18 protein-coding genes are annotated in these 21,937 nt (G+C 71.1%); 6 read left to right on the forward strand and 12 right to left on the reverse strand.

Annotated features, from left to right (window positions below; translation table 11 throughout):
- Positions 1-28 precede the first annotated feature (28 nt).
- From OG598_RS19780 to OG598_RS19790, 3 genes are all read right to left on the reverse strand, one after another.
- On the reverse strand, positions 29-193 hold the full coding sequence (locus OG598_RS19780) for a hypothetical protein (RefSeq protein ID WP_328655511.1): 165 nt from the start codon (positions 191-193) through the stop codon (positions 29-31).
- Positions 194-249: 56 nt separating this feature from the next.
- Positions 250-4,251, reverse strand: coding sequence for a CARDB domain-containing protein (locus OG598_RS19785; protein WP_328650541.1), 4,002 nt, complete (start codon positions 4,249-4,251; stop codon positions 250-252).
- Between the two features lie 450 nt (positions 4,252-4,701).
- Entirely contained in the window at positions 4,702-5,253 is a 552-nt protein-coding gene (locus OG598_RS19790) for a GNAT family N-acetyltransferase (protein ID WP_328650542.1), read from the reverse strand.
- Positions 5,254-5,304: 51 nt separating this feature from the next.
- Between OG598_RS19790 and OG598_RS19795 the strand changes: the two genes are divergently transcribed.
- Positions 5,305-6,177: a YhjD/YihY/BrkB family envelope integrity protein gene (locus OG598_RS19795; RefSeq protein ID WP_328650543.1), complete on the forward strand. Its 873-nt coding sequence runs from the start codon at positions 5,305-5,307 to the stop codon at positions 6,175-6,177.
- Positions 6,178-6,274: 97 nt separating this feature from the next.
- On the opposite strand, the gene OG598_RS19800 is transcribed toward OG598_RS19795, so the two are convergent.
- The 4 genes from OG598_RS19800 to OG598_RS19815 form a co-directional block, all read right to left on the reverse strand.
- Positions 6,275-7,396 carry an ABC transporter permease gene (locus tag OG598_RS19800; RefSeq protein WP_328655382.1) on the reverse strand — a complete coding sequence of 374 codons (1,122 nt, stop codon included), beginning with the start codon at positions 7,394-7,396 and terminating at the stop codon, positions 6,275-6,277.
- A 65-nt stretch (positions 7,397-7,461) separates the two neighbouring features.
- Entirely contained in the window at positions 7,462-8,151 is a 690-nt protein-coding gene (locus OG598_RS19805; protein WP_328655383.1) for an ABC transporter ATP-binding protein, read from the reverse strand.
- On the reverse strand, positions 8,151-9,284 hold the full coding sequence (locus OG598_RS19810) for an efflux RND transporter periplasmic adaptor subunit (protein ID WP_328650544.1): 1,134 nt from the start codon (positions 9,282-9,284) through the stop codon (positions 8,151-8,153). Before OG598_RS19810 ends, OG598_RS19805 begins: the two co-directional genes overlap by 1 nt.
- Entirely contained in the window at positions 9,271-9,885 is a 615-nt protein-coding gene (locus OG598_RS19815; protein ID WP_328650545.1) for a hypothetical protein, read from the reverse strand. The genes OG598_RS19810 and OG598_RS19815 overlap by 14 nt, the downstream gene beginning before the upstream one ends.
- A gap of 113 nt (positions 9,886-9,998) precedes the next feature.
- Between OG598_RS19815 and OG598_RS19820 the strand changes: the two genes are divergently transcribed.
- The 3 genes from OG598_RS19820 to OG598_RS19830 all read left to right on the forward strand — a co-directional run bounded on the left by OG598_RS19820 (position 9,999) and on the right by OG598_RS19830 (position 14,331).
- Positions 9,999-10,694, forward strand: coding sequence for a response regulator transcription factor (locus tag OG598_RS19820; RefSeq protein WP_328650546.1), 696 nt, complete (start codon positions 9,999-10,001; stop codon positions 10,692-10,694).
- Complete coding sequence (locus OG598_RS19825) at positions 10,684-12,573, forward strand: HAMP domain-containing sensor histidine kinase (protein WP_328650547.1); 1,890 nt, start codon at positions 10,684-10,686, stop codon at positions 12,571-12,573. The genes OG598_RS19820 and OG598_RS19825 overlap by 11 nt, the downstream gene beginning before the upstream one ends.
- Positions 12,574-12,735: 162 nt before the next feature.
- The gene (locus OG598_RS19830; RefSeq protein WP_328650548.1) at positions 12,736-14,331 is read left to right on the forward strand and encodes a phytoene desaturase family protein; all 1,596 of its coding nucleotides are present in this window, start codon (positions 12,736-12,738) and stop codon (positions 14,329-14,331) included.
- Here the strand turns inward: OG598_RS19830 and OG598_RS19835 are convergent.
- Positions 14,320-14,964, reverse strand: coding sequence for a TMEM175 family protein (locus OG598_RS19835; RefSeq protein ID WP_328655384.1), 645 nt, complete (start codon positions 14,962-14,964; stop codon positions 14,320-14,322). The two genes, OG598_RS19830 and OG598_RS19835, sit on opposite strands and share 12 nt — an antisense overlap.
- A gap of 186 nt (positions 14,965-15,150) precedes the next feature.
- Positions 15,151-16,731 (reverse strand): Rieske 2Fe-2S domain-containing protein, encoded by a 1,581-nt coding sequence (locus OG598_RS19840; protein WP_328650549.1) that lies wholly within the window; start codon positions 16,729-16,731, stop codon positions 15,151-15,153.
- Positions 16,732-16,929: 198 nt separating this feature from the next.
- Between OG598_RS19840 and OG598_RS19845 the strand changes: the two genes are divergently transcribed.
- Positions 16,930-17,151: a DUF2631 domain-containing protein gene (locus tag OG598_RS19845; RefSeq protein WP_091400308.1), complete on the forward strand. Its 222-nt coding sequence runs from the start codon at positions 16,930-16,932 to the stop codon at positions 17,149-17,151.
- An 87-nt stretch (positions 17,152-17,238) separates the two neighbouring features.
- Here OG598_RS19845 and OG598_RS19850 read toward each other — a convergent pair whose 3' ends face one another.
- The 3 genes from OG598_RS19850 to OG598_RS19860 form a co-directional block, all read right to left on the reverse strand.
- Positions 17,239-18,399 carry a DivIVA domain-containing protein gene (locus tag OG598_RS19850; RefSeq protein WP_328650550.1) on the reverse strand — a complete coding sequence of 387 codons (1,161 nt, stop codon included), beginning with the start codon at positions 18,397-18,399 and terminating at the stop codon, positions 17,239-17,241.
- Between the two features lie 31 nt (positions 18,400-18,430).
- Entirely contained in the window at positions 18,431-19,588 is a 1,158-nt protein-coding gene (gene rlmN / locus OG598_RS19855; RefSeq protein WP_328650551.1) for a 23S rRNA (adenine(2503)-C(2))-methyltransferase RlmN, read from the reverse strand.
- Positions 19,589-19,692: 104 nt separating this feature from the next.
- Positions 19,693-21,081 carry a phosphatidate cytidylyltransferase gene (locus tag OG598_RS19860; RefSeq protein ID WP_328650552.1) on the reverse strand — a complete coding sequence of 463 codons (1,389 nt, stop codon included), beginning with the start codon at positions 21,079-21,081 and terminating at the stop codon, positions 19,693-19,695.
- Positions 21,082-21,462: 381 nt separating this feature from the next.
- Here OG598_RS19860 and OG598_RS19865 point away from each other — a divergent pair, with 381 nt between their 5' ends.
- Positions 21,463-21,906, forward strand: a complete 444-nt coding sequence (locus tag OG598_RS19865; protein ID WP_328650553.1) for a hypothetical protein — start codon at positions 21,463-21,465, stop codon at positions 21,904-21,906.
- Positions 21,907-21,937 lie beyond the last annotated feature (31 nt).

Consider the following 21,937-nt stretch of genomic DNA (forward strand, 5'->3'; position numbering starts at 1 on the left):
AGGGGCCCTGGCTGTTGCGCTGCGCGACTCACTCGGTCACCTCGCCGTCATCGACTTCGCCGAGACCACGCTCAGCGAGGAAGACGCGCAGCATCTGCGTACCCGAGTGTTTTGTGACGCCCGGCTCGACGGCGTCGGCCGGTGCCGGCCGGCCCGACGCCCACGACGGACCCTGCGCCGCAGTGCCCAACATGGAAGTCGGGGTGTCCGCGACATCCGGACACCCCGACTGCACTCAAACCGTGTCGATCAGGGAGTGATGACGAACTGCGAGCCCGGCTGGATGACGATGTTGCCGTCGGCCGAGTTGGTGATCGTCACGTTGGTGAGGTTGGCGTTGCCGCGCGCACCGCTCATCGCGAGGATGCCGGCACCGTTGACGGACCTGTCGATCCGCACGTTGGTGATGGCGACGTTCGGCATGTTGCCGCCACCGTTCTTGAACTGGATGCCGTCGTACGTGGAATCGATGATGTCGGTGTCGCGGATGGTGACTCCGACGATGTCCCTGGTGGCCGGGAAGAGGGTGATGGCACCGAACTCCTGGTCCTCGTTCCAGAAGGCGCCGCCGGTGCGGTAGAGCCCGTTGTTGGCGATCAGCGTCGTGCCGGAGAACGGCAGCGGGTCGTGGTCGGTCGCCAGCATGATGCCCGGGTAGTTGGCGGTGTCGTAGATCAGGTTGTTCTCGATCGAGTTGTCGTAGCCGCCGTAGATGGCGATGCCATTGGCCCGCCAGGGCAGCTGGATGGTGTTGTTGACGAAGTGGTTGTCGTGGGCGATGTCGACGTTGCGGTCCTTGACGTACGGGTTGGCCCAGACGGCGAGCGCGTCGTCACCGGTGGTCCGGAAGGACGAGTTGAACACCCGCGAGTTACGCGTGCCGTTGCTGAAGTTGATGCCGTCGGCGTACGTGTTGCGGATCCGCATGCCGCTGAAGTCCAGCCCGTCGGCCGGCCCCCACAGGTCGGGGATGTTGTCGTAGTCGCGGCCCACCCAGACGCCCACGTTGGCGTGCTCGATCCAGACGTTGCTGATCTTCGTGCCGGTGCCGAAGCGACCGTTCAGACCGACGCCGCCCTCGGCGTTGCCGTCACCGCCCCGGATCCGGCCCGAGCCGAAGATGGCGATGTCGGAGATCTGGGTGTTCTTGTCGATGTCGAAGCCGAAGTTGCCCTCGTGCGGGTGGTTGATGCCGCCCACCACGTTCTGCGGCTCCGTCAGCGTGTAGAGCTGCGAGTGCCACATGCCGGCACCCCGGATCGTGACGTTGCTGATGCCGACCTGGTTGTGCGTGCCCCGGTTCAGCGGGTCGTCGGTCAGGATCTTCTGCTCCTGCCGCCACTGCCCGGCGGGGATCCAGACGCAGCTGATGACACCGTTCTGGTCGTCGGTCACCGCACGCTGGATGGCGGCGGTGTCGTCGATCCCGTCGTTCGCGACGGCACCGTACGAGGTGATCGAGGTGCAACCGGCCGGCTGGCTCGCCGCCGGCGCCACCTGCTCCAGATCGATCATGTCGATGACGTAGAAGGAGGCGGTGTCACCTGAGTCGCGCTGCAACTTGAACCGGGTGCCGGCCGGGTACGACTGCGCCAACAGCGCGTTCGACTCGTCGAAGAGCCGTCGGGCGTCGGCCTGCGGCGTGTTGGTCAGCGCCTCCGGCCCGTCGGTGTTGCCGTAGAGCCAACTGTGCTTCGACGACAACGTCAGCTTCCGGGAGAAGACGTCGTTGACGTAGAGGCTGATGGTCGCCTCGATGCCGCCGCCACCGGGCGCGTCCGGGATGGAATTTCGCACCACTATGGAGTTGGCCTGGTTGGCCGAGGTGAACTCGACGAACTGGCCGGTGCTGGCGAGTCGTACCGACTTGCGACCCGAGGACTCGCTGGCGAAGTTGGTGTGCCCGAAGGTACGCAGCGGGTCGGCCTCCAGCAGCGTGCCCTGGTAACGGCCGGCCTCCGCCTCGTAGGAGACGTACGGGACGGCGGCCCCGCGACCGACCACTATCGACTGGCTGAACGCGTTGTTTGTCTCGTTGGTCTCGGCGACCACGTTCGTGGCGTCGGCGGTGGCGGTGATGGTGGCGCCGCCACTGGTGGCGGTCCAGCTACCGCTGACGGCCACTGTGACCGTCGCGCCGGCGGCGATCGAGGCGGTGTTGGTGTTGAGCGTGGTGCTGCCCGCCACCAGCCGGGTGACTGTGGTCGCGCCGGTCGCGGTGGTGCCCCGGTTGCGAACCGTCACGGTGAAGGTGACGGACGCCCCGACGGCCGGGTTCGGCGGGTTCGAGGCGATGCTGAGCACCTGGAGGTCAGGCCCGGGTGCCTGCGCCACCACCAGCGGCGACGCGGCCGTGAAGCTGTTGTTGCCGTTGTTCTGCTCGACGATCGTGTTCGCCGGGTCGACCACCGCCGAGACGGCGTAGCTGCCCATCGGCCGCGTACCGGCGTTGAACGACACGGTGGTCGAGGCGCCCGCGGCGAGCGTGCCCACCGAGGCGCTGCCGACGACCGCGCCGGCCAGGCTGAAGTTCACAGTGGTCGCCCCGGCGGCGGCCGACCCGATGTTCTGCACCACTGCCGAGAGGGTGACCGGGGAGACCTCGCTGGGCGACGTGGGCGACCAGGTCACCGAGCTGACGACCAGGTCCGGGTTGGGCGCCGGGGTGCCGCACACCTCGAGCTCGGCCACCTGGCCGGACGGGGCACCGGTGTTGCCGGTGAACCGCAACTGCACGTCCGCGGTGGTCGCGCTGACCGGGATGGTCACCAGGTTGGTGCCCTGGGCGAACTGGTAGGCCGCCGCCGACACCAGACTGGTGTACGAGGACGACGCCTGGTCGCGACCGAGGACCTGGATGGTCTGGGTACGGGTGCCCCAGGCCGGGTCCGGGTTGAGCTTCACAGTGACGCCGGAGATGGAGTGGTTGGCATTCAGCGCCACTGTCAGGTTCTGCGGGTAGCTCGCCGCACCCTCCCAGTAGGTGGTGAGCTGCCCGTCGTTCGCCTTGTCCGGGGTGAAGCTGAAGGTGGAGCCGCTCGCCGTCATGCTCTTGCCCTGCGCCACGTTGGTGCAGGCCGGCGGGTTGCTGCCGGTGCGGGTGACGGTGTTGCTGTTGCCGGAGAGGTTGCCGGCGCCGTCGCGGGCCCGGACGTGGTACGACACGGTCGCCGTCGCCGGTTGGGTGTCCTGGTAGGTGAGGACGGTGCCCAGCGTGGCGATCAGGCTGCCGCCCCGGTAGACGTTGTAGCCGGCGAGCCCACTGCCGCCGGAGTCGGTGGAGGCCCCCCAGTTGAGCGTGATCGTGCTGCCCGACGTGCTGTGCGACAGCGTCCCCGGGACGCTCGGCGCTGTGGTGTCACCGCTGCCGGTACGGGTCACCGTGTTGCTGTTGCCGGAGAGGTTGCCGGCGGCGTCGCGGGCCCGGACGTGGTACGACACGGTCGCCGTGGCCGGCTGGGTGTCGTTGAAGGTGGTCACGTTGCCGATGGACTGGAGGAACGCGCCGTTGCGGTAGACGTCGTAGCCGGCGATGCCGCTGCCGCCCGCGTTGTCCGTCGACGCCACCCAGTTGAGGCTGATGGTGGTGCCCGACTGGGTGTACGAGAGGTTGCCCGGCACGCTCGGGGCGGTGGTGTCGGGGGTGGTGCCGCCGCTGCCGTACACCTCCAGCTCGGAGAGCTGCCCGGCCGGCCAGCCGCTGTTGGCGGTGATGGTGATCCGGACGTAGCGGGCGGAGGTCGAGCTGAAGTTGATGGTGGCAGCGCTGCCGCTCGCCGGGTTGAAGGTGTACGTCTGCGACCCGACCAGGTCGGTGAAGGACGAACCGTTGGTGCTGCCCCGCACGCTCAGCGTCTGCGTGCGGGTCCCCCAACCGGAGGTCGGCAGCTTCAGCACGACCTGGTTGACGCTCTGCGATGAGCCAAGATCGACCTGCACCCACTGCGGGAAGGCGTTGTTGACGCTCTCCCAGTAGCTGCCCGCGTTGCCGTCGACGACCTTCGACGAGTCGTAGACGTCGGCGTGGCCGCTCTCCTGGGTGGGACGGCCCTGGGCGAGGTTGGTGGCAGCCGGGGCGAAGCCGGTGCTCGGTGCGGCCGCCGGGCCGGCCGGGCGGGCGGCGGCGGCGGCCGGGCCGGCCGGGCGGGCGGCGGCGGCGGCCGGGTTCGCGAGGGCGGTCGCCCCGGCCGTCGCGATCAGCGCGGCGGCGGCCGTGGCCGCCACCATCCTGAACAGATTCGTTCGTCTCATCACTGTCCTTGTCGTCGGGGGACGGTTGCCGCGGTGGCTGGACCACGGGGGTGGGGGTGCGGCGGTGCAGCGCCGGCCGACGCGAGAGGGCCGGTGTCGAGAGAGACGGGGTGGTACGGGCGGCGCGGGGGCGCCGCTCGTCCTGGAAACACCAGATGGGTACGACCATCAACGGGCCTCCCCAGGAGACCCGTTGAATCTTCCGAGAGCATGCACAGAACCGTGCACGTCTTTGTCGAAATCTTGCGTTACTTTGGCCCAAAGGTTACTGACGTGCTACGGGAGCGTCAACACTTCGACCACCGTGACTATTGACGGACTTGTCTGTCCTGACCGCCGCCACCCGCGTCGACCTGCCCACGAATTCGGGGAAGGTGCCGCCTCCCGACTACTGGAGGCCACACCTTCCCCGAAGTTGCGCGGATCTTGCGTCAGGTCGTACGGGAACGATCAGCCATCTGGCGCCGTCAACACGAAGGTCTCCAGCAGCTCCCCGCCGTACCAGTCGGTGCGCTGACCAACATGGGTCATGCCCAGCCTCCGAGCGACAGCCATCGACGGCTCGTTGCTCGGCGACACCACCGCGTAGATCTCCCGGGTGCCGGCGGTGAACTCCCGGGCTACCGCCGCGCGCGCCGCCTCGGTGGCGTAGCCACGACCCCACGCGTCCGGGTGCAGGTGCCAGCCCACCTCGATGTCGTCGGTCCGGCGCGACTCGTCGCGCCCCGGCAGCGGCTTGAGCAACAGGGTGCCCACCACCTGACCCGTCTCGCGTACCTCGATCGCCCAGGTGCCGTACCGGCCGCCATCGGCGGCGTGCCGCTCCTGCCAGACCCCCAGCCGCTCGACGGCCTGGGCCGGGTCGGTCATCGGCAGACCCGACGCCACGCCCAGATATCGGCTGACCTCGGGACGCGAGTAGATGTCGTAGATCCGGGCCAGATCGGCCGGATCGTCTGTCCAGTCGCGCAGGATCAGGCGTTCGGTGGTGAGAACAGTCATGACCGGCGATCTTAAGGAGTGACGGCCCCGACGACAGGGAAGGAGGACCCGATGGGCAACGGATGGCAGCGCGCGAAACGGATCACCAGTGCCGCGTTCCGTCCGGTGCGCGGACGGGACCTGTCACTGCACGCCGCCGCGATCACCTTCTACGGGGCGATCGCCGTCGTGCCGGTCGCCCTGCTGGCGATCTGGCTCACCGCACTGGTGGCCGGGGCCGACCGGGTACGCCGGCTCACCTCGTACGCCGTGGAGGCCCTGCCCACCGCGATCGGCGCGCCCCGGGCGGTGGAGGCGCTGGTCGACGCCGGGGTGGGGTTGACCCCGTTGCTGGCGCTGGCCTCCCTGCTGCCGGCCTCGCTGTACGGCGAGGGCCTGCGCCGGGCGTTCGTCTCGGTGGCCGCGCCCCGCTCCGACGAGCACCTGGTCGGCTGGCGGGGCCGGCTCCTGCTGCTGCCACTGCTCGCGCCGGCCCCCGCGCTGCTGCTGTCGATCCTGCTGGCGCTCCCGCTCACCACCCGCCTCGTACGCCAGGGCGGTTGGCTCGGTGTGCTCGGCGTGGTGCTGTCGTTCCTGGCGGTCTGGCTGGTGCTCACGCCGGTGCTGGTGTGGGTGTTCCGGGTCGTCGGGCCGGCCTCACCGGACTGGCTCTCCACCCTCGGGATCGGGTCGTTCACCGCGGCGAACCTCTCCGGATTCCTGCACGGCTTCGTGCTCTTCGCCTCGCTCCCGCTGGACCTGGGAGTGCCCTTCGGCGGCTTCGACGACATCGGCGCCGGAGTGGCCGTCCTCCTCTGGCTCTACCTGTTCCACGTGATCGTCCTGGCCGGCTACTCCGCCACCCTGGCCCTCTCGAACTGGCGCACCAACCGCCCCCAAACCCAAACCCCCACCCCCGACCCCACCCCCACCCCGCCGGGTTGATCAAGAGGTTTGCGTCACCGGGAGGCCATTCCATGACGCAAACCTCTTGATCACCGGGAGACGAGGGGGCAGGGGGCAGGGCGAGGCGGGGGCGGGGTCAGGGGGTGGAGAGGGCTTCGGTGGGGGTTAGGCGGGCGGCTCGGCTTGACGGGTAGACGCCGGCGATCACCCCTACCAGGAGGGCGCCGGCTATCCCGCCTGCCACCGCGGTCGGTGGGATCGTGGGCGGCCAGCCCTGGTAGCTGGCGTAGCTGACAGTGGCTAGCACCCCCAGCGCGGCCCCGGCGGCACCGCCGAGCACGCTGAGCAGCACCGACTCGGTGAGGAACTGCACCCGGATCTGGCCACGGTTCGCGCCGAGCGCCCGGCGCAGGCCGATCTCCCGACGGCGCTCCAGCACCGAGATGACCATCGTGTTGGCCACGCCGATCCCACCGACCAGCAGGGCGACCGCCGCCAACCCGAGGAACAGCGCGGAGAAGCTGTCCTCGGTGGCCCGTTTCGCGGCGAGCGCATCGGAGGGGCGGCTGACCTGGACCAGCCCGGGCAACTGCGGGTTGAGGGTGGCCGGCAGCACGGCACGGACGTCCTCCAACGCGTCCTCCCTGGCCCGCAGGTAGACGACAGTGGGGTGACCGTCGAAGCCGAGCATGGCCTTGGCGGCGTCCCACCCGACCAGCACCGAGCGGTCCAGATCCGGGGAGAGCGGCAAAGGGTCCAGGATGCCGATCACAGTGAACCAGCGCTCGCCGACGAACACCTGGGGTGGTTGCCGGGGGTCCACAGTGGCGAAGCCGAGCCGGCTCGCCGCGACGTAGCCGAGGACGGCGGTCGGAAGCCGGGCCGAGCCGGCGTCGAGGGCCCGCCCGCTGCGGATTCGACCGTTGACAGTCCCCAACAGGTCCGGCCGGGACGCGAGCACCGTGAGCCCGGACGTGTCGTACCGGTCCAGCAGGTCGTTGCGGCGTACAGCGGTGTGGGTGTTCGCGACAGCGCTCGCCGTGTGGACCGGTCCGATCCGCGACGCCATGGCGGCGGCGTCCTCGGGCAGGAGGACCGGCGGGTTCTGATCAGGCACGGGCTCGGCCCGCAGCAGGTTGGTGCCGAGGGCGGAGAGCTGGTCCATCAGGTCGCGCTGGCTGGACGCGGGGATGCCCACCACGACGACCAACGTGGCGATGCCGATGGAGATGCCCAGGGCGGAGAGGACGGCCCGCATCCGGCGGGTGGTCAGGCCGAGCAGACCGAGCCGGAGTACGTCGGTCGGGGCGAGCCGGGTCGCGCTCACGCCCCGCTCCCGGTGACGGTGTCGGCGACGATCCGGCCGTCGCGGATCTCCACCTGTCGAGGCGTACGGGCGGCGAGATCGCGGTCGTGGGTGATCACGGCGATGGTGGTGCCCTCCGCGTTGAGGTCTGTGAGCAGGGCAAGAACCGCCTCCCCGTTGACAGTGTCGAGGGCGCCGGTCGGCTCGTCGGCCAGCACCAGCGCGGGCTCGTTGACGAGCGCCCGAGCTATCGCCACCCGCTGCCGCTCCCCGCCGGAGAGCTGCTGCGGCAGGTGGTCGACACGGTGGGCCAGGCCGACCCGGGCCAGCGCCTCGATAGCGGTGCGGCGACGGCGACGGCGGGGCACCCCGGCGTAGAGCAGGCCGGTGGCGACGTTCTCGGCGGCGTCCAGTCCGTCGGTGAGGTGGAACTGCTGGAAGACGAAACCGAGCCAGCGGCCCCGCAGCGCGGAGAGCCGACGGTCGGACAGCGCGGTGACCTCCTGCCCGGCGACGCGTACCCGGCCGCTGGTCGGCAGGTCGAGGGTGCCCATGATGTTCAGCAGCGTGGACTTGCCGGATCCGGACGGCCCGACGATGGCGAGCATCTCGCCCGCGCGCACTGTCAGTGAGACGTCGTCCAGTGCCCTCACCCCGCCGGGGTACGTCCTGCTGACCCCCTCGACGTTCAGCACCGCTTCGGCGATCACGATGCCGTCACCACGTCGAGGCCCTCGGTCACACCGGTGCCGCTGATCTCGACCAGGCCCCGGGCGAACATCCCGGTCTCGACGGCCACCAGCTCACCGTCGGGCAGTTGCAGCGCATGCCCGCCCTCGCGGAGCGCCACCAGCGCGCCGACCGGCACCGCGAGCACGCCCTTGTGGACGGCTGTGGTGAAGCGAACCTGCACCGTGGCCGCGTCCAGCTTGGCCACGTCCGCGGCCCGGGCCGGTGCGACGAGGACGTCCACCGTCGGCGGGCTGCCCTGCCCGGTGCCGCCGTCCGACCCACCGCCGCGCACCGTCTGCGAGATCGAGGCGACAGTGGCCGGGATCTCGGAGCTGTCCGGCAGGGCGACGACCACTGCGGCGCCCACCGTGATGGTGCCGACCTCGGTGGCCCCGACCGGCACGGTGACCAGCTTGACCTTCTCGGTGACGGCCAGCAGCTCACCGGCGACCGGGTCACCGGGCAGCGCCTTCACCGCGCTGACCCGGGCCGGCCCGGTCAGCACGGCGACCTGCCCGACCCCGATCGTGCCAGTGGGGTCCAGGCCGAGCGCCTGCTGCCACTTCTTGATCGCGCCGACGAGGCTTCCGGTGAGCAGTGCCTGACCCGTGCCGATCTTCGTGCCGTCGGTGCCCCGGGACGGCTGCGAACCGGTGTGGTAGCCGAGCGCCTTGAGGTTGTCCGACACGATCCGTACGTCGCTGCCCACCAGACCTGGCTTGTCGAGGGTGCGGAAGAGCGGCGTCCCGCCGAACAACACCGGCACGGGTCGGTCGTTCACCCAGTAGAGCGGCTTGCCCCGGGCCACCGTGTCGCCCACCTTCGGCAGCCGGGTGACGAGGCCCTCCCCGGCGCCCTTCACCAACCGCTCCGGGCCGAAGCCGAGCGTGCCGTTCAGCGAGCGGCTGTCCGACAGGTCGGCCCGGGTCACAGTCGTCGTGGTGACCGGCGGCGGGGCGCTCGCGACGTCACGGCCGGGGTGCCGCCGCAGCGCCAGCGCCCCGACGCCGGCACCGACGGCGACCGCCAGGGTCACCACCGCCACCACGATCGCGGTACGCCGGGTCGTCCGCCGACCAGGATCGTCGGTCGGGTTACTTCTTGGCACCGAAGATCTCCATCGTGCATTCCCTCTCGACGGTGGCCAGGGCGGGACCCTCAAGGCCGCCGGTCGGGTCGGCTACCCCGTCGTCGTAGGTCCAGCCGGAGCCGTCCGGCAGTGAGTGGATCTTCATTCCGCGTCCACGCAGACACTGGACGTAGTCGTTCCACTGGCTCACGTAGTTCGGGTTCTTCTCCGGGTCCAGCTCCGGCGGCTGGAGCGGCAGCTTGTCCGCGCACGCCACGTACGCCGCCTTCGGCTCGCCGCTCTGGTCGAGGGACAGGCCGGTACCGTCCCCCACCGGGCCGGGTTGTGACCGGCCGTCGTTCAGCTTCACGCCGTTGTCATGCAGGCAGATGTTGTACGTCCCCCAGAGCCGCTCCTCCTCCTCGTCGGTCATGTCCAGGCGAAGCTGCGGCCGACCGTTGGCGGTACCACCGGCGGGGGTGGCGCTCGGCGGGGCGGACGGGGTGACGAGCGACGCGACGTCACCGCTGGCGGCGTCCTTGTCGGCGCTGGACGCACCGCCGCCGCAGCCGGTGAGGGCGACGGCGAGCAGTGTGACCGCGGCGAGCCCGGCGGCGACCCGATGGGTTGAGTTGGTCATGGCGTGCAGCTTCACGCCCTCGTGTCAGAGACCTGTAAGGAACCGGTCGTCATCCGATAGCCCCAGCTCAGCGCCCGTGCTGGAACCGGTCGGGGCCACGTACAGTCGCTGCCGTGTGCGCGTACGTGCTGGTAGCCGAGGACGACCAGAAGCAGGCGGAGCTGGCGCGCCGGTATCTGGAACGCGAGGGGCACGAGGTGGTCGTGGTGGCCGATGGGCGGGCCGCCCTGGAGCAGATCCGTCGGCGTCCCCCGGCGCTGCTGATCCTCGACGTGATGATGCCGAAGGTCGACGGCCTGGACGTCTGTCGCATCCTGCGCCGGGAGTCCGACCTGCCGGTGCTCATGCTGACCGCCCGGTCGACCGAGGACGACCTGCTGCTCGGCCTCGACCTGGGCGCCGACGACTACATGACGAAGCCGTACAGCCCGCGCGAACTGGTCGCCCGGGCCCGCAGCCTGCTGCGCCGGGGCCAACGGACGCCGGCGGACCCGGTGCTGCGGGTCGGCGCGGTGCACGTCGACCCGGTGCGCCACGAGGTACGCAGCGACGGACGTCTCGTCGACTGCACACCTGGCGAGTTCCAGCTGCTCCAGGCGATGGCCGCCCAGCCCGCCCGGGCGTTCACCCGGGATCAGCTCCTGGGCTACCTGCACGGGTTCGACAGGTACATCACCAACCGGACCGTCGACGTGCACGTGATGAACCTCCGCCGGAAGATCGAGCCGAACCCGCGCAAGCCGGCCCGGTTGGTGACCGTGTACGGCGTCGGATACAAGTTGGTCGAAGAGTCACCCCGTGTCGGATGAGGTCCCGCTGCGCCGCAGCCTGCTGCTCCGACTGCTGGCGCTGGCCGTCCTCATCGCCATCGGCTCGATCGCGGCGACCGCGTGGCTGGCCGTCCGCACCACCACCGGGGCGATCCGCCAGGAGCAGGGGCAGGCGCTCGCCGACGACGCGCGCATCTACGACACGGTGCTCGCGTACGCGGCGACCCACCCGACCTGGGACGGGGTCGACGCGGCCCTTCGGCCGCTCGCCCAGGACGTCGGCCGGCGGATCGCCCTGACCACCGAGACCGGTGCGCCGATCGCGGACTCGGCCCCCGGCGCGGGCCCGTTGCCGACGACGTCGTCAGCGACAGTCGACGCGCTCGCCGTCGACACCGCCCTGATGCCCGGCACCACACTGCCGGGCAGCGGTGACGGCGGCACCAGCCGGATCGACCCGCGCACCACAGGGCCGTACCTGCTCCCGCCCGAGGAGCGCGCCGCGCTGCGCGACAGGGCGGCCGAGGCGGTCCAGTGTCTGCGGCTGCGGGCGCAGATCGACGCCACCGTCGTGGACGGCCCCACCGGCCGCCCACGGATCGACACCCCGGGCACCGACCTCGCCGACAGTGCCGTCTGCGGCCAGTTGAGAGAGAACCTCGCGACCCGTACGCCCACCGAGGGCAAGGCGCTCGCCCAGCTCAACGCCCTGGTGAACACCTGCCTGGCACGGCGGCGCCTGCCCGGCGTGCAGGTGGACCTGAACTGGACCTGGACGAGGCAGCCGGCGGCCAGCGCACCCGACTCCCGCAGCGCGGCCGGCGTCGACCAGGAGCACAACCGTGCCGTCAGCGCCTGCGTCGGCACCAGTCGGCGCGAACAACTCCTCCCGTACGTCGCCCCGGCGGCGACCCTCTTCGTCACCGACCCGGGCGGTCGCCCCTCGACCACCTTCGACCTGTCCCCCGCCAACCAGACCCGCATCGTTGCGGTCGCCGGACTCGTCCTGCTGGTGACGATCGGCTTCACAGTCCTCGCCGGCATCCGGCTGACCCGTCCGCTGCACGCGCTGACCGGGGCCGCCCAGCGGATGCGCGACGGGGACGGCGCCGCCCGGGTCCGGGTGACCGGCCGCGACGAGATCGCCCGGCTGGCCGAGGCCTTCAACGACATGGCCGAACGGCGGGAACGGCTGGAGCAGCTACGCCGGGCCATGGTCAGCGACATCGCCCACGAGATGCGTACGCCGGTGAGCAACATCCGGGGTTGGCTCGAAGCGGTCGAGGACGGCGTCGCGGCCCCCGACCGCCGGCTGCTCTCCTCACTGCTGGAGGAGGCGACACTGCTCCAGCACGTGATCACCGACCTGCAGGATCTGGCCGAGGCCGACGCGGGCGCGCTGCGGCTGCACCGTGAACAGGTCTACCTCACCGACCTGCTCGCCCAGGTCGCGGAAGCGCACCGGGCCCAGGCCGACCGGGTCGGCGTCACCATCACGGTAGGCACCGACGCCGACCCGCAGGTGGACGCCGACCCGGTGCGACTCCGCCAGGCCGTCGGCAACCTGGTCGCCAACGCGGTACGGCACACCCCGTCGGGCGGGCGCGTGACGATCAGCGCCAGCGCGACCGACGCCGGGGTCATCGTCTCGGTGACCGACACCGGCAGCGGTATCAGCGCCGAGGACCTGCCCCGGGTCTTCGACCGCTTCTGGCGGGCCGAGAAGTCCCGGAGCCGGCAGACCGGCGGCAGCGGCCTGGGCCTCGCCATCGTGCGCAAGCTCACCGAGGCCCACGGCGGCACGGTCAGCGCCACCAGCACCCCCACTCAAGGCTCCACCTTCACCCTCCACCTACCCCCACCCCCAGCCCTCACCCCCACCACCGCCCCAACTCCCACCACCGCCCCACTCCGTTGATCAAGAGGTTTGCGTCACCAGCGGGCCGCCGGATGACGCAAACCTCTTGATCACCGGGGGCGGGGGTGGGGGCGGGGGGTGGGGGCAGGCTGGGTGGGGCAGGGTTGGTGGGCAGCGGAAAGGGGTTACCTGGGCTGGTGGGGCGGACTAGGCTGCCGCGGCATGAGCAGTGAGATTCCGGCCCGCGCCGACGTCGTGATCGTCGGTGCCGGGCACAACGGTCTGGTCTCCGCGGTCCTGCTGGCCCGCGCCGGCCTGGACGTCCTCGTGCTGGAGGCCGCCGACGTCATCGGCGGCGCGACCCGCACCGAGAACCCGTTCCCGAAGGTGCCGGGGCTGCGCCACTCCACCGGGTCGTACCTGCTCGGGCTGATGCCCCCGGAACTGCTCGCCACGCTCGACGTACGGATCCCGGTGCTGCGCCGCGACCCGCACTACTTCCTGCCCACCCCGGGCGGCCTCGGCTCGCCGTACCTGCTCTTCGGCAGTGACACCGCCGCCACCCGGGCGCAGCTCGCCGAGTTCTTCTCCCCCGCCGACGTGGCCGCCGACGACGCCATGCAGGCCGAGCTGGCCGCGCTGCGGGAAGACCTCGCCCCGGCCTGGCTGGCCGAGCCGCTGAGCGTCCAGGAGACCGCCGAGCGGCACGTCCGCCCCTCCCTGCGCCAGGTCTTCGTCGACCTCGTGCAGGGCTCGGTCGCCGACTACCTGGCCCGGTTCGAGTTCCGCTCCGAGCTGCTGGTCAGCATGTATGCGGTCACCGACGGCCTGTCCGGGCTCAACGCCGGCCCGGACGACCCCGGCACCGGCCACAACTTCCTGGTGCACAACATGTGCCGACTGCCCGGCTCCGGCGGCACCTGGATGATCGCCGAGGGTGGGATGGGCACCGTGTCCCGGACCTTCGCCGAGGCCGCGCGCGCCGCCGGAGCGACGATCCTGACCGGTACGCCGGTGCACGCTGTGACACTGGACGGCGGCGCGGCGAGCGGAGTGGTGCTGGCCGACGGTCGGGAGGTCGCCGCCCCTGTGGTCCTCGGCGCGTGTGACCCGTACCGGTTGATGGACCTGTTGCCCGACGGCGCGCTCCCGGTGCGGCTCGGCGAACGGATGGCGGCGGTCCGCCGGCCCGGCACCACCCTCAAGCTCAACCTGGCGCTCACCGGGCTGCCGCGCTTCTCCTGCCTTCCGGACGGCACGCCGAGCCCGTTCGGCTCGACCATCCACCTGCTGCCCGGGTCGGCGTCGCTGGTCGGCGGGGCGGAGGCGTCGCCGATGACCGCGCTGCGCGCCATGTGGGCGGACGTGCAGGCCGGGCTGCTGCCGGCGGAGCCCACCATCGAGTGGTACCTGCACACCACAGTCGACCCGTCGCTCTCCGACGCCGCCGGGCACCACTCGTCGGCGCTCTTCGTCCAGTCCGTCCCCTACGAGTTGGCCGGCACCACCTGGGAGGCGGAGCTGCCCGGCTACGTCGACCGGCTGCTCGCGATCGTCGAGCAGTACGCCCCCGGCACCGCCGACCTGATCGCCGACGCGGTGCCGCTGCCGCCGCCGGGCATCGAGGAGCACTTCGGCATCACCGGCGGGCACATCCACCACGTCGACAACACCGTCTCGTTCACCGACCGGATGCCCTACGCCACCGGTGTCGACGGTGTGTACGCCGGCAGCGCCGGCTGCCACCCGGCCGGCAGCGTCATCGGCGCGGCCGGCCACAACGCCGCCCGCCGCATCCTCACCGATCTAGGCCGCTGACCGGCCCTGTCTCGGCCGGCCGGCCGGCCGGAGGTCACCCACACCCCCGATCAGGTAGAAGCCGACCAGCAGGAGGTACGCGCACAGGCTGAGGATGGGGTCGACGAAGACGATGGCGAAGGCGATCAGGTAGAACAGCGGCTTCAGCAGTATCCGCCTGGCGATGGCCCGGGCCAGCCGGGGATCCAGATCGGGGTGGAGCAGGCCGCGCCGACGAGCCCACCACCAGCTCAAATTGACGAAGATCGCCTCACCAAGCACGGTGCCGACGTAGAGAGCGGCGGTCAGCCGCTGCTCGGTCGGGTTGCCGCGCAGATTGTCCGACAGCAGGTCGGCGGTGAACGGGATCGTGGCGATGAAGAGCAACACGAGCAGGTTGAAGACCAGAAGCATCTGGTCGACCCGGGCCACATACCGCCACAGGTTGTGGTGGGCCAGCCACACCTGCCCGGCGATTGCGAAAGTGATCACGTAAGCCAGGTAGGACGGCCAGGCGTGGGCCAGGGCGTCCGGAAGCTCTCGCCCGCTCTCCCTGGCCGGGCCGGTCTGGAGCAGCTCGACCGCCATCACCGTCAGCACGACCCCGAAGACGCCGTCGCTGAACGTCTCCACCCGGGTAGCGTCCCGGGCCATCTCGCGGCCGCGCCCGTACCGGTACTCGCTCTCCCGCGCGTCCGCCCCCGCCACTACCCGCCCCCATGCCCGGTTGCTGCCGGTCTGCGGCTCTCACCACACCACTGCATCGTGGCGTACACGGGGGCGGCGTGAACGCGGAACCGGTGCGGCCGGGCCCGACGTCGCGCGCCCCACCACGCGGGATCAGATCACGGCCTCGCCGGCGGGGGCGGGGGTTTCCGCGTCCACCCGGTGGGCTCGCACCTTGTGGCCGACGCTGGTGAGGCAGCGGCCGCTGGGTAGGTCGAACTTCCAGCCGTGCAACTGGCAGGTGAGCTGGTCACCGTCGACGATGCCGAAGCGGGTCAGGTCCGCCTTCAGGTGCGGGCACCGCCGCTGCACCACCCAGTCGCCCAACGTGATGTCCTCGGCGTCGGTGCTGCGTTCGTGCTCGTCGTACCAGCCCTCGGCGTACTGGAGCCGCTCCTCCGAGAGGCACTTGAAGAACGCGTAGACGAACTCGTTGTACTGGCCGATCCGGGCCGCCGAGAACCGGCAGGACAGGAAGAGCGAGTTGACCCAGTCCACCTCGTCGATGAAGAGCAGGTGCTCGATCAGCGACCGCTCGGTCCGGAACCGGTAGCGCACCTTCTCGTCCGCGTACGGCCGGACCTCCTTGCCGGGGAAGTCCACCACGATCGACTCGACGCTCTCGCCGTCGTACCCCACCAGGTCGAAACGGACCGGGCCGCCGACCCCCTTGGCCAGGTAGATCGACTCGTCGAGCAGCGGCTCGATCCGACGCTTCATCTCCCCCAGGACGTCCACCTCGGGGTGCCGCCAGGACGCCTTCTCCGCCTCGATGATCGGGCGCTTGCGCTCCCGCATCTCCTCCAGGTGCGCGACCTTGTTCGCGAAGAACTCCTGCACCGGCACCGGGTGGGTGGTGCTCGCGCCCTCGGTGGTGACCTCGGCGACGCTGCCCGGCAGCAACACGATCCCGTTGGTGCCGCCGACCTTGGCGTACTCCGACAGGAAGACGGACTGGTCGGGGAAGATGTTGCCCTCGTCGCCGTGGATGTCGTTGAACTGCCACAGGGCGTCGTCGAGGAAGCACGGCGGGCCGGCGATCGGGAAGACGTGCGACGCCTTCAGGTCGTCGATGTACCGCCAGGTCCGGTCGAACTGCCGGTCACGCTTCTGCTTGCCGAACGCGGTCTTCGCCGCCTGTGGCAACTCGTAGACCATGGGGTACCAGATCGCGCCGGAGAACTGGAGCAGGTGCGCGTGCACGTGCCCCAGCTCGGCGAAGACGCTCAGGTCGGTGGGGCGGGCGTCGTTCTGGTTGAGCAGCCGCACACCCTCGTACTCGACCCAGAGCGACGAGTCGCCGATCGGCCCGTCGGTCGGGCTGGTCAACGCCTGAATCATGATCTTCAGGCCGCCGGGCAGCTCCACCACCTGCTCATTGGGCGCCTTCAGGAACTTGGTGAAGCCCAACGCCCGGAACTCGTCCTCCATCTCCGAGGTGGGGAACTCGGGGAGCAGGACCGTGGCGTCCTTGGAGATGAAGTCGCGCAGGTGTTTCGCGTCGAAGTGGTCCCGGTGCAGGTGGGAGACGTACAGGTAGTCGACCTGACCCAGGCTCTCCCAGTCCAGCAGTGAATTGTCCGGAAAAGGAAACCACGACGCGAAGTAGGCCGGGTTGACCCACGGGTCGCACAGGATGCTGCCCGCGGCCGTGTCGATCCGCATGCTGGCGTGCCCGGTTCCGGTCACTCGCACCGCACAGTCCCCCTCAAACAGACAATCAGGTGTACGCCAAACGCTACCGGAGCGAGTCTGACCGCCGCCCCGCGACGCCGGTAGTGCCGTCCAGCCCAGGTGGGGCAGGGCCGATGGCCAGGAAACCCCCACCCCACCGCACCGCGTACGAGGCGTGCCAGACTAACCAAAGATCCGATCGCGAGGGAAGGACCGACAGTGGCAGGAAGCGAGCCGGTAACGTCGCCAGACCAGCACAAGCCCGGGCACCGCAAGGCCGGGCAGATCGGCGCCGTGCTGTCCGCACTGGCGCTGCTGGCGATGATCTGCGGCAACCACGAGGGCAGGGTCGAGGACATCTGGCTGATCGGCCTGGCCGCGCTGCTGCTGATCATCGTGATCGGCGACGTCGTGTTGCGGCGCAGCGGTCTGCGCTCCTGACCCGACCCACCGCCGGACGACCGGCCGACGTACGCCGAGGGCCCGCCCCCACCCGGGGGACGGGCCCTCGTCCGTGTCGCGTCGGGGTCAGCGCCCGAAGAGAATGTCCTGCACGTCCTTGAGCGCGGCATCGACCTCGGCCTCGAAGTAGCCACCCGGCACCAGGCCGAACCGGAGCGTGTCCAGGTCCTTCGGGTCGACCGGCATCGGGTTGCGGCGCTGCATGCCGCCGAGCAGGGTGTCGAAGAACCGGTCCACCTGGTCGGGGTCGTACCCGCTGCCGAACCGGCGCACCTGGAAGCTACGGCGGATCTGGTCGACCCGGTACAGGTCGCTGCCGGGCGGACCGGCCATCGGCGGACCACCCATCGGCGGGCCGGCCACCGCGGGCGGCCCGGCCATCGGTGGACCCGCCATCGGCGGACCACCCATTCCCTGCTGGGGCGGAGGCGGACCGGCCGGACCACGGCGCATGTCGCGCAGATCCCGCTCCGGCATCCGGATCTCGGCCGTCATGTCGGCGCGACCGTGCCGCCCGGCCTCGAAGCCGTCGAAGCGCGGCTCCTCCGGCGGCGGCGGATAACCGCCGGGCGCGCGCTGGTCGTCGGGGCCGTACCCGCCGCGCTGATCATCCGGGCCGTAGCCGCCGGGTGAGCGCTGGTCGTCCGGGGGGCCGTACCCGCTGGGACCGGCGGGCAGGCCGCGCTGCGGCATGCCGTGGCCACCCATCGGGCCGGGGCCCATCGGGCCGCCGGGACCCATCGGGGGGCCGGCCGGGCCACGTGGCGCGTCGTAACCACCGCCGCGGGGGGCCTCGTATCCACCGGCGAAGGCACCGGTCGGCTCGTCGTAGCGGCCGTAGGGCGGGCCGGCCTGCGCGGGCATCGGCCGGGGCGGCATCGGCTGCGGGACCATGCCCCGGTCGTCACGCATCGGCGGACCCATCCGGTCCGGTGGGCCCATCCGGTCACCCATCCGGGGGTCGCCACCGCGCCCGGCGCTGTTGCGCTCCTCCAGCTCGGCCAGCTGCCGCTCGACCCGGTCCAGGTGCAGGTCGACCTGCCACTCGTCGTAACCGTTGAAGCGGACCCGGAAGACGACGTCATGAACCTCCTGGGAGGCCACCGGGGCACCGACCTGTCGGCCGTCGAGCGTCGCCTCGACCCGGTCGAGGAAGGCATCCACCTCGTCGACCTTGTATCCCCGGCGGAGCGCCTTGCGCCGGAAACGCTGACCCTGACTCGCCACTATGTCTCCTGGTCTCGTTCGCCACGCCCGGTCACGCCGGTGCCTCTCCGGCGCGGTCGGTGTTGGTGTCGTTGTCTTCGGCGGCGGCAAGCTGGCCACACGCGCCGTCGATCTCGCGACCTCGGGTGTCCCGAACTGTGGTGGACACCCCGGCGTCGCGCAACCGCCGGACGAACTCCCGCTCGACCGGCTTCGGGCTCGCGTCCCAGCGGCTGCCCGGCGTCGGATTGAGCGGAATGAGGTTCACGTGGGCCAATTTGCCGGCCAACAGCCGCCCGAGCAGGTCGGCTCGCCACGGCTGGTCGTTCACGTCCTTGATCATCGCGTACTCGATCGACACGCGGCGGCCCGTCCGGGCGGCGTAGTCCCACGCTGCGTCCAGCACCTCGGCTACCTTCCAGCGCTGGTTTACCGGCACGAGTTCGTCGCGCAGATCATCATCGGGCGCGTGCAACGACAACGCAAGGGTCACTGAGAGGTCTTCGCTGGCCAGTCGGTGGATGGCCGGAACCAGGCCGACCGTGGAAACGGTGATGTGCCGCTGGGACAGCCCGAGCCCCTCCGGGGCCGGGCTGACCAGGCGACGGATCGCCCCGATCACCCGGTTGTAGTTGGCCAGCGGCTCGCCCATGCCCATGAAGACGACACGCGACAACCTCGGCGGAGAACCGGCCACCACGCCGGAGGCCGCCACCCCGGCCATGTACACCGCCTGGTCGACGATCTCCGCCGTCGACAGGTTGCGGGTCAGCCCGGCCTGCCCGGTCGCGCAGAACGGACAGGCCATGCCGCAACCCGCCTGGCTGGAGATGCAGACGGTCACCCGGTCCGGGTAACCCATCAGCACGCTCTCCACCAGCGCACCGTCGTGCAGCCGCCAGAGCGCCTTGCGGGTCGCGCCGTCATCGCAGGCCAGCTCGCGCACCGGGTTGAGCAGCGTCGGCAGCAACTGGTCGGCCAGCCGCTCCCGGGTCGCGGCGGGCAGATCGGTCATCGCCTGCGGGTCGCGGACCAACCGCCCGAAGTAGTGGTTGGAGACCTGCTTGGCGCGGAAGGCCGGCTCACCCAGCCCGGTGACCAACGCCTGGCGGCCGGCAAGGTCCAGGTCAGCGAGGTGCTGAGGGGGCATGGAGGCCCGGCGCGCGGCGGGGGCGACCGAGATGGCGGGGATCAAGGGCAGGCTCGTCATGGCTGGTCCAGTGTGTCACGCCGTCGGCGGCGGCTGCTGGTCCGGAGGTGTCGAACGGGCCGCGACCGCCGGAGCCGGATGACCAGGTCGCCGTGATTCATACCTCAGTTCACCACCGGCACGAAGACCGCCAGCAGCAGGTAGGCCGTCGGCACCGCGAACAGGATCGAGTCCAGCCGGTCCATCAGACCGCCGTGGCCGGGCAGCAGGTTGCTCATGTCCTTCACGCCGAGATCCCGCTTGATCATCGACTCGGCCAGGTCGCCGAGGACCGCCGCGCAGGAGACGGCCACCCCGAACAGCGCGCCCCACCAGGGAGCCACCTCGAACATCAGCCACAGCAGCACCGCGCTGCCCAGGGCCGCCGCGGTGACCGAGCCGGCGAAGCCCTCCCAGGACTTCTTCGGGCTGATCGACGGGGCCATCGGGTGACGGCCGAAGGAGACCCCGGCCGCGTACCCACCGGTGTCGGAGAGGACCACCCCGATCAGCGTGGCCAGGATGCGCAGGTGGCCGTCGCCGGGGGCCGCCGCCAGCAACGCCGCGAAACCGGCGAGGAACGGCACGTAGACGGCGATCAGGGTGGCCGCGGTGAGATCCCGCTGGAACCCGGCCGGCCCGTCACCCAACCGCCAGATCATGGTGCCCAGCACGGTGACCAGCAGCCCCAGGCTGAGCGCGTCCGGGCCGGCGTACCAGGCCAGACCCACTGTCAACACGCCACCGGCGATCAGTGGCACCAGCGGCGGGTGCGCACCGCTGCGTCGTACCGCGCGGGCCATCTCCCACATGCCGATGGCGACCGCGGCGGCGATCACCGGCAGGAAGGCCAACGGATAGAAGACCAGCGGCACCACGATCAACGCGCCGAGGCCGAGGCCGACCCCGATCGCCGCGGGAAGGTTGCGCCCGGCCCGCCCGGTGCCCACCTGCTGGGTGGCCGGTCGGTCGAGGCTGGCCCGCCGTCGCCCCTTCGACCGTCGACCGGTCGTCGGAGCCTCGTCCGGCACCACCTCCGCCCGGACGGGCGTGAGCTGCTCGGTCGGGTACCCGGGGTCGTCCAAGCGGCCGGGAGGGCCGTCGAGACGGCTCGGCTCGTCGACGCGCCCACGGTCCGGGCCGTCGTACCGGGGCGGCCCCTCGGCCGCGGGAGGTCGGTCCGGGTAGCGGTCGCCGCGACCCCGGTCGTCGTACCGGTCGGGCTGGTTGCGGTCGTCAACGTGCCGGTCCCGGTCGTCGAAACGATCGCGCCGGTCCCGGTCGTCGAAACGGTCGTCCGGGCGGACCGGGCGGCCACGCTCGTCGTACGGGTCCGCGGCGTGCGGGTCGGCGTACGGCCGGGCGTGCGGGTCGGCGTACAGCTCAGGGCCGGCGGCCGGACGGCGGCTCCACTGGCCGGCCTCCAGCTCCTGGTCCGGCCAGGGCAGCGCCACCGGGCGCTCCGGCCGGTCCCAGCCACGAGGCTCGCTGCCGTAGGGGTCGGGGTGGGACATCACGCACCGCGAAGCGGCACGAGAACCACCACATGACGCAAGACCACAAGCATCCCCTACACGTGCGATGTTCCTCCGATTGACCGCCCCGACGGTCGGTCGATCCCCGGTGTTCACCACCCGGTGGCCGGGAATCCTGCCGAGCCTACTGCACACGCCGGATCGGCACGGCGGACGAGGCACGCACACGGACGCCACCCGGCGCCGCCGGCCCGTCGGCCAGCGACGCACACCCATCCGGTACGGCAGACCGCAGGCGATCCGCAGCCGTCGATCCGACTCGTCCGGTGCGCGATCGAGTACTGAGCCAACCCGCCCGGCGTGGTCCGCTGGTGCCGCGCCGGCGCCAGCCCGCGCTCCGCAACGGGGAAGGGCACTCACATGTACAAGTTCGGTCTCGCGGTGTTGACGGTGACCGCCATGGTCCTGGGAGCAGGTTCACCGGCCGCCGCCACCACGGCACGGACCAGGATCACCATCGACCGCCACACCAGCGAGCTGTACCCGTTCGAGCCGCCCATCGGCGAACCGGGGGTGACGTACCCGGCAGCGAGGGTCACCGCCGCCGCCCGGAACTGCCCGGCCGGCATCGTCCTCATGTCGGCCTCGCTGGTGCAGGACGGCCTGCCGACCCTCTGGGCCACCGGGGGCCACGGCGCCGGCGAGATCCTCTGCGACGGCGGCACCGCCGAACTCGGGATGGCGTTCGCCCGGATCGCTCCGGCGCTGCACCCCGGCCGGGCCACCGCCCACTTCTCGCTGCGCGACTGGAACACCGGCGAGCCGTTCGCCGAGAGCACCAGGACCGTCTGGATCCCCTGCTGACCTATGGAACGAGGCCCGTTCCCGACGTCGG

The sequence above is a fragment of the Micromonospora sp. NBC_00330 genome (genome assembly GCF_036136635.1).
Classification (GTDB): domain Bacteria; phylum Actinomycetota; class Actinomycetes; order Mycobacteriales; family Micromonosporaceae; genus Micromonospora; species Micromonospora salmantinae.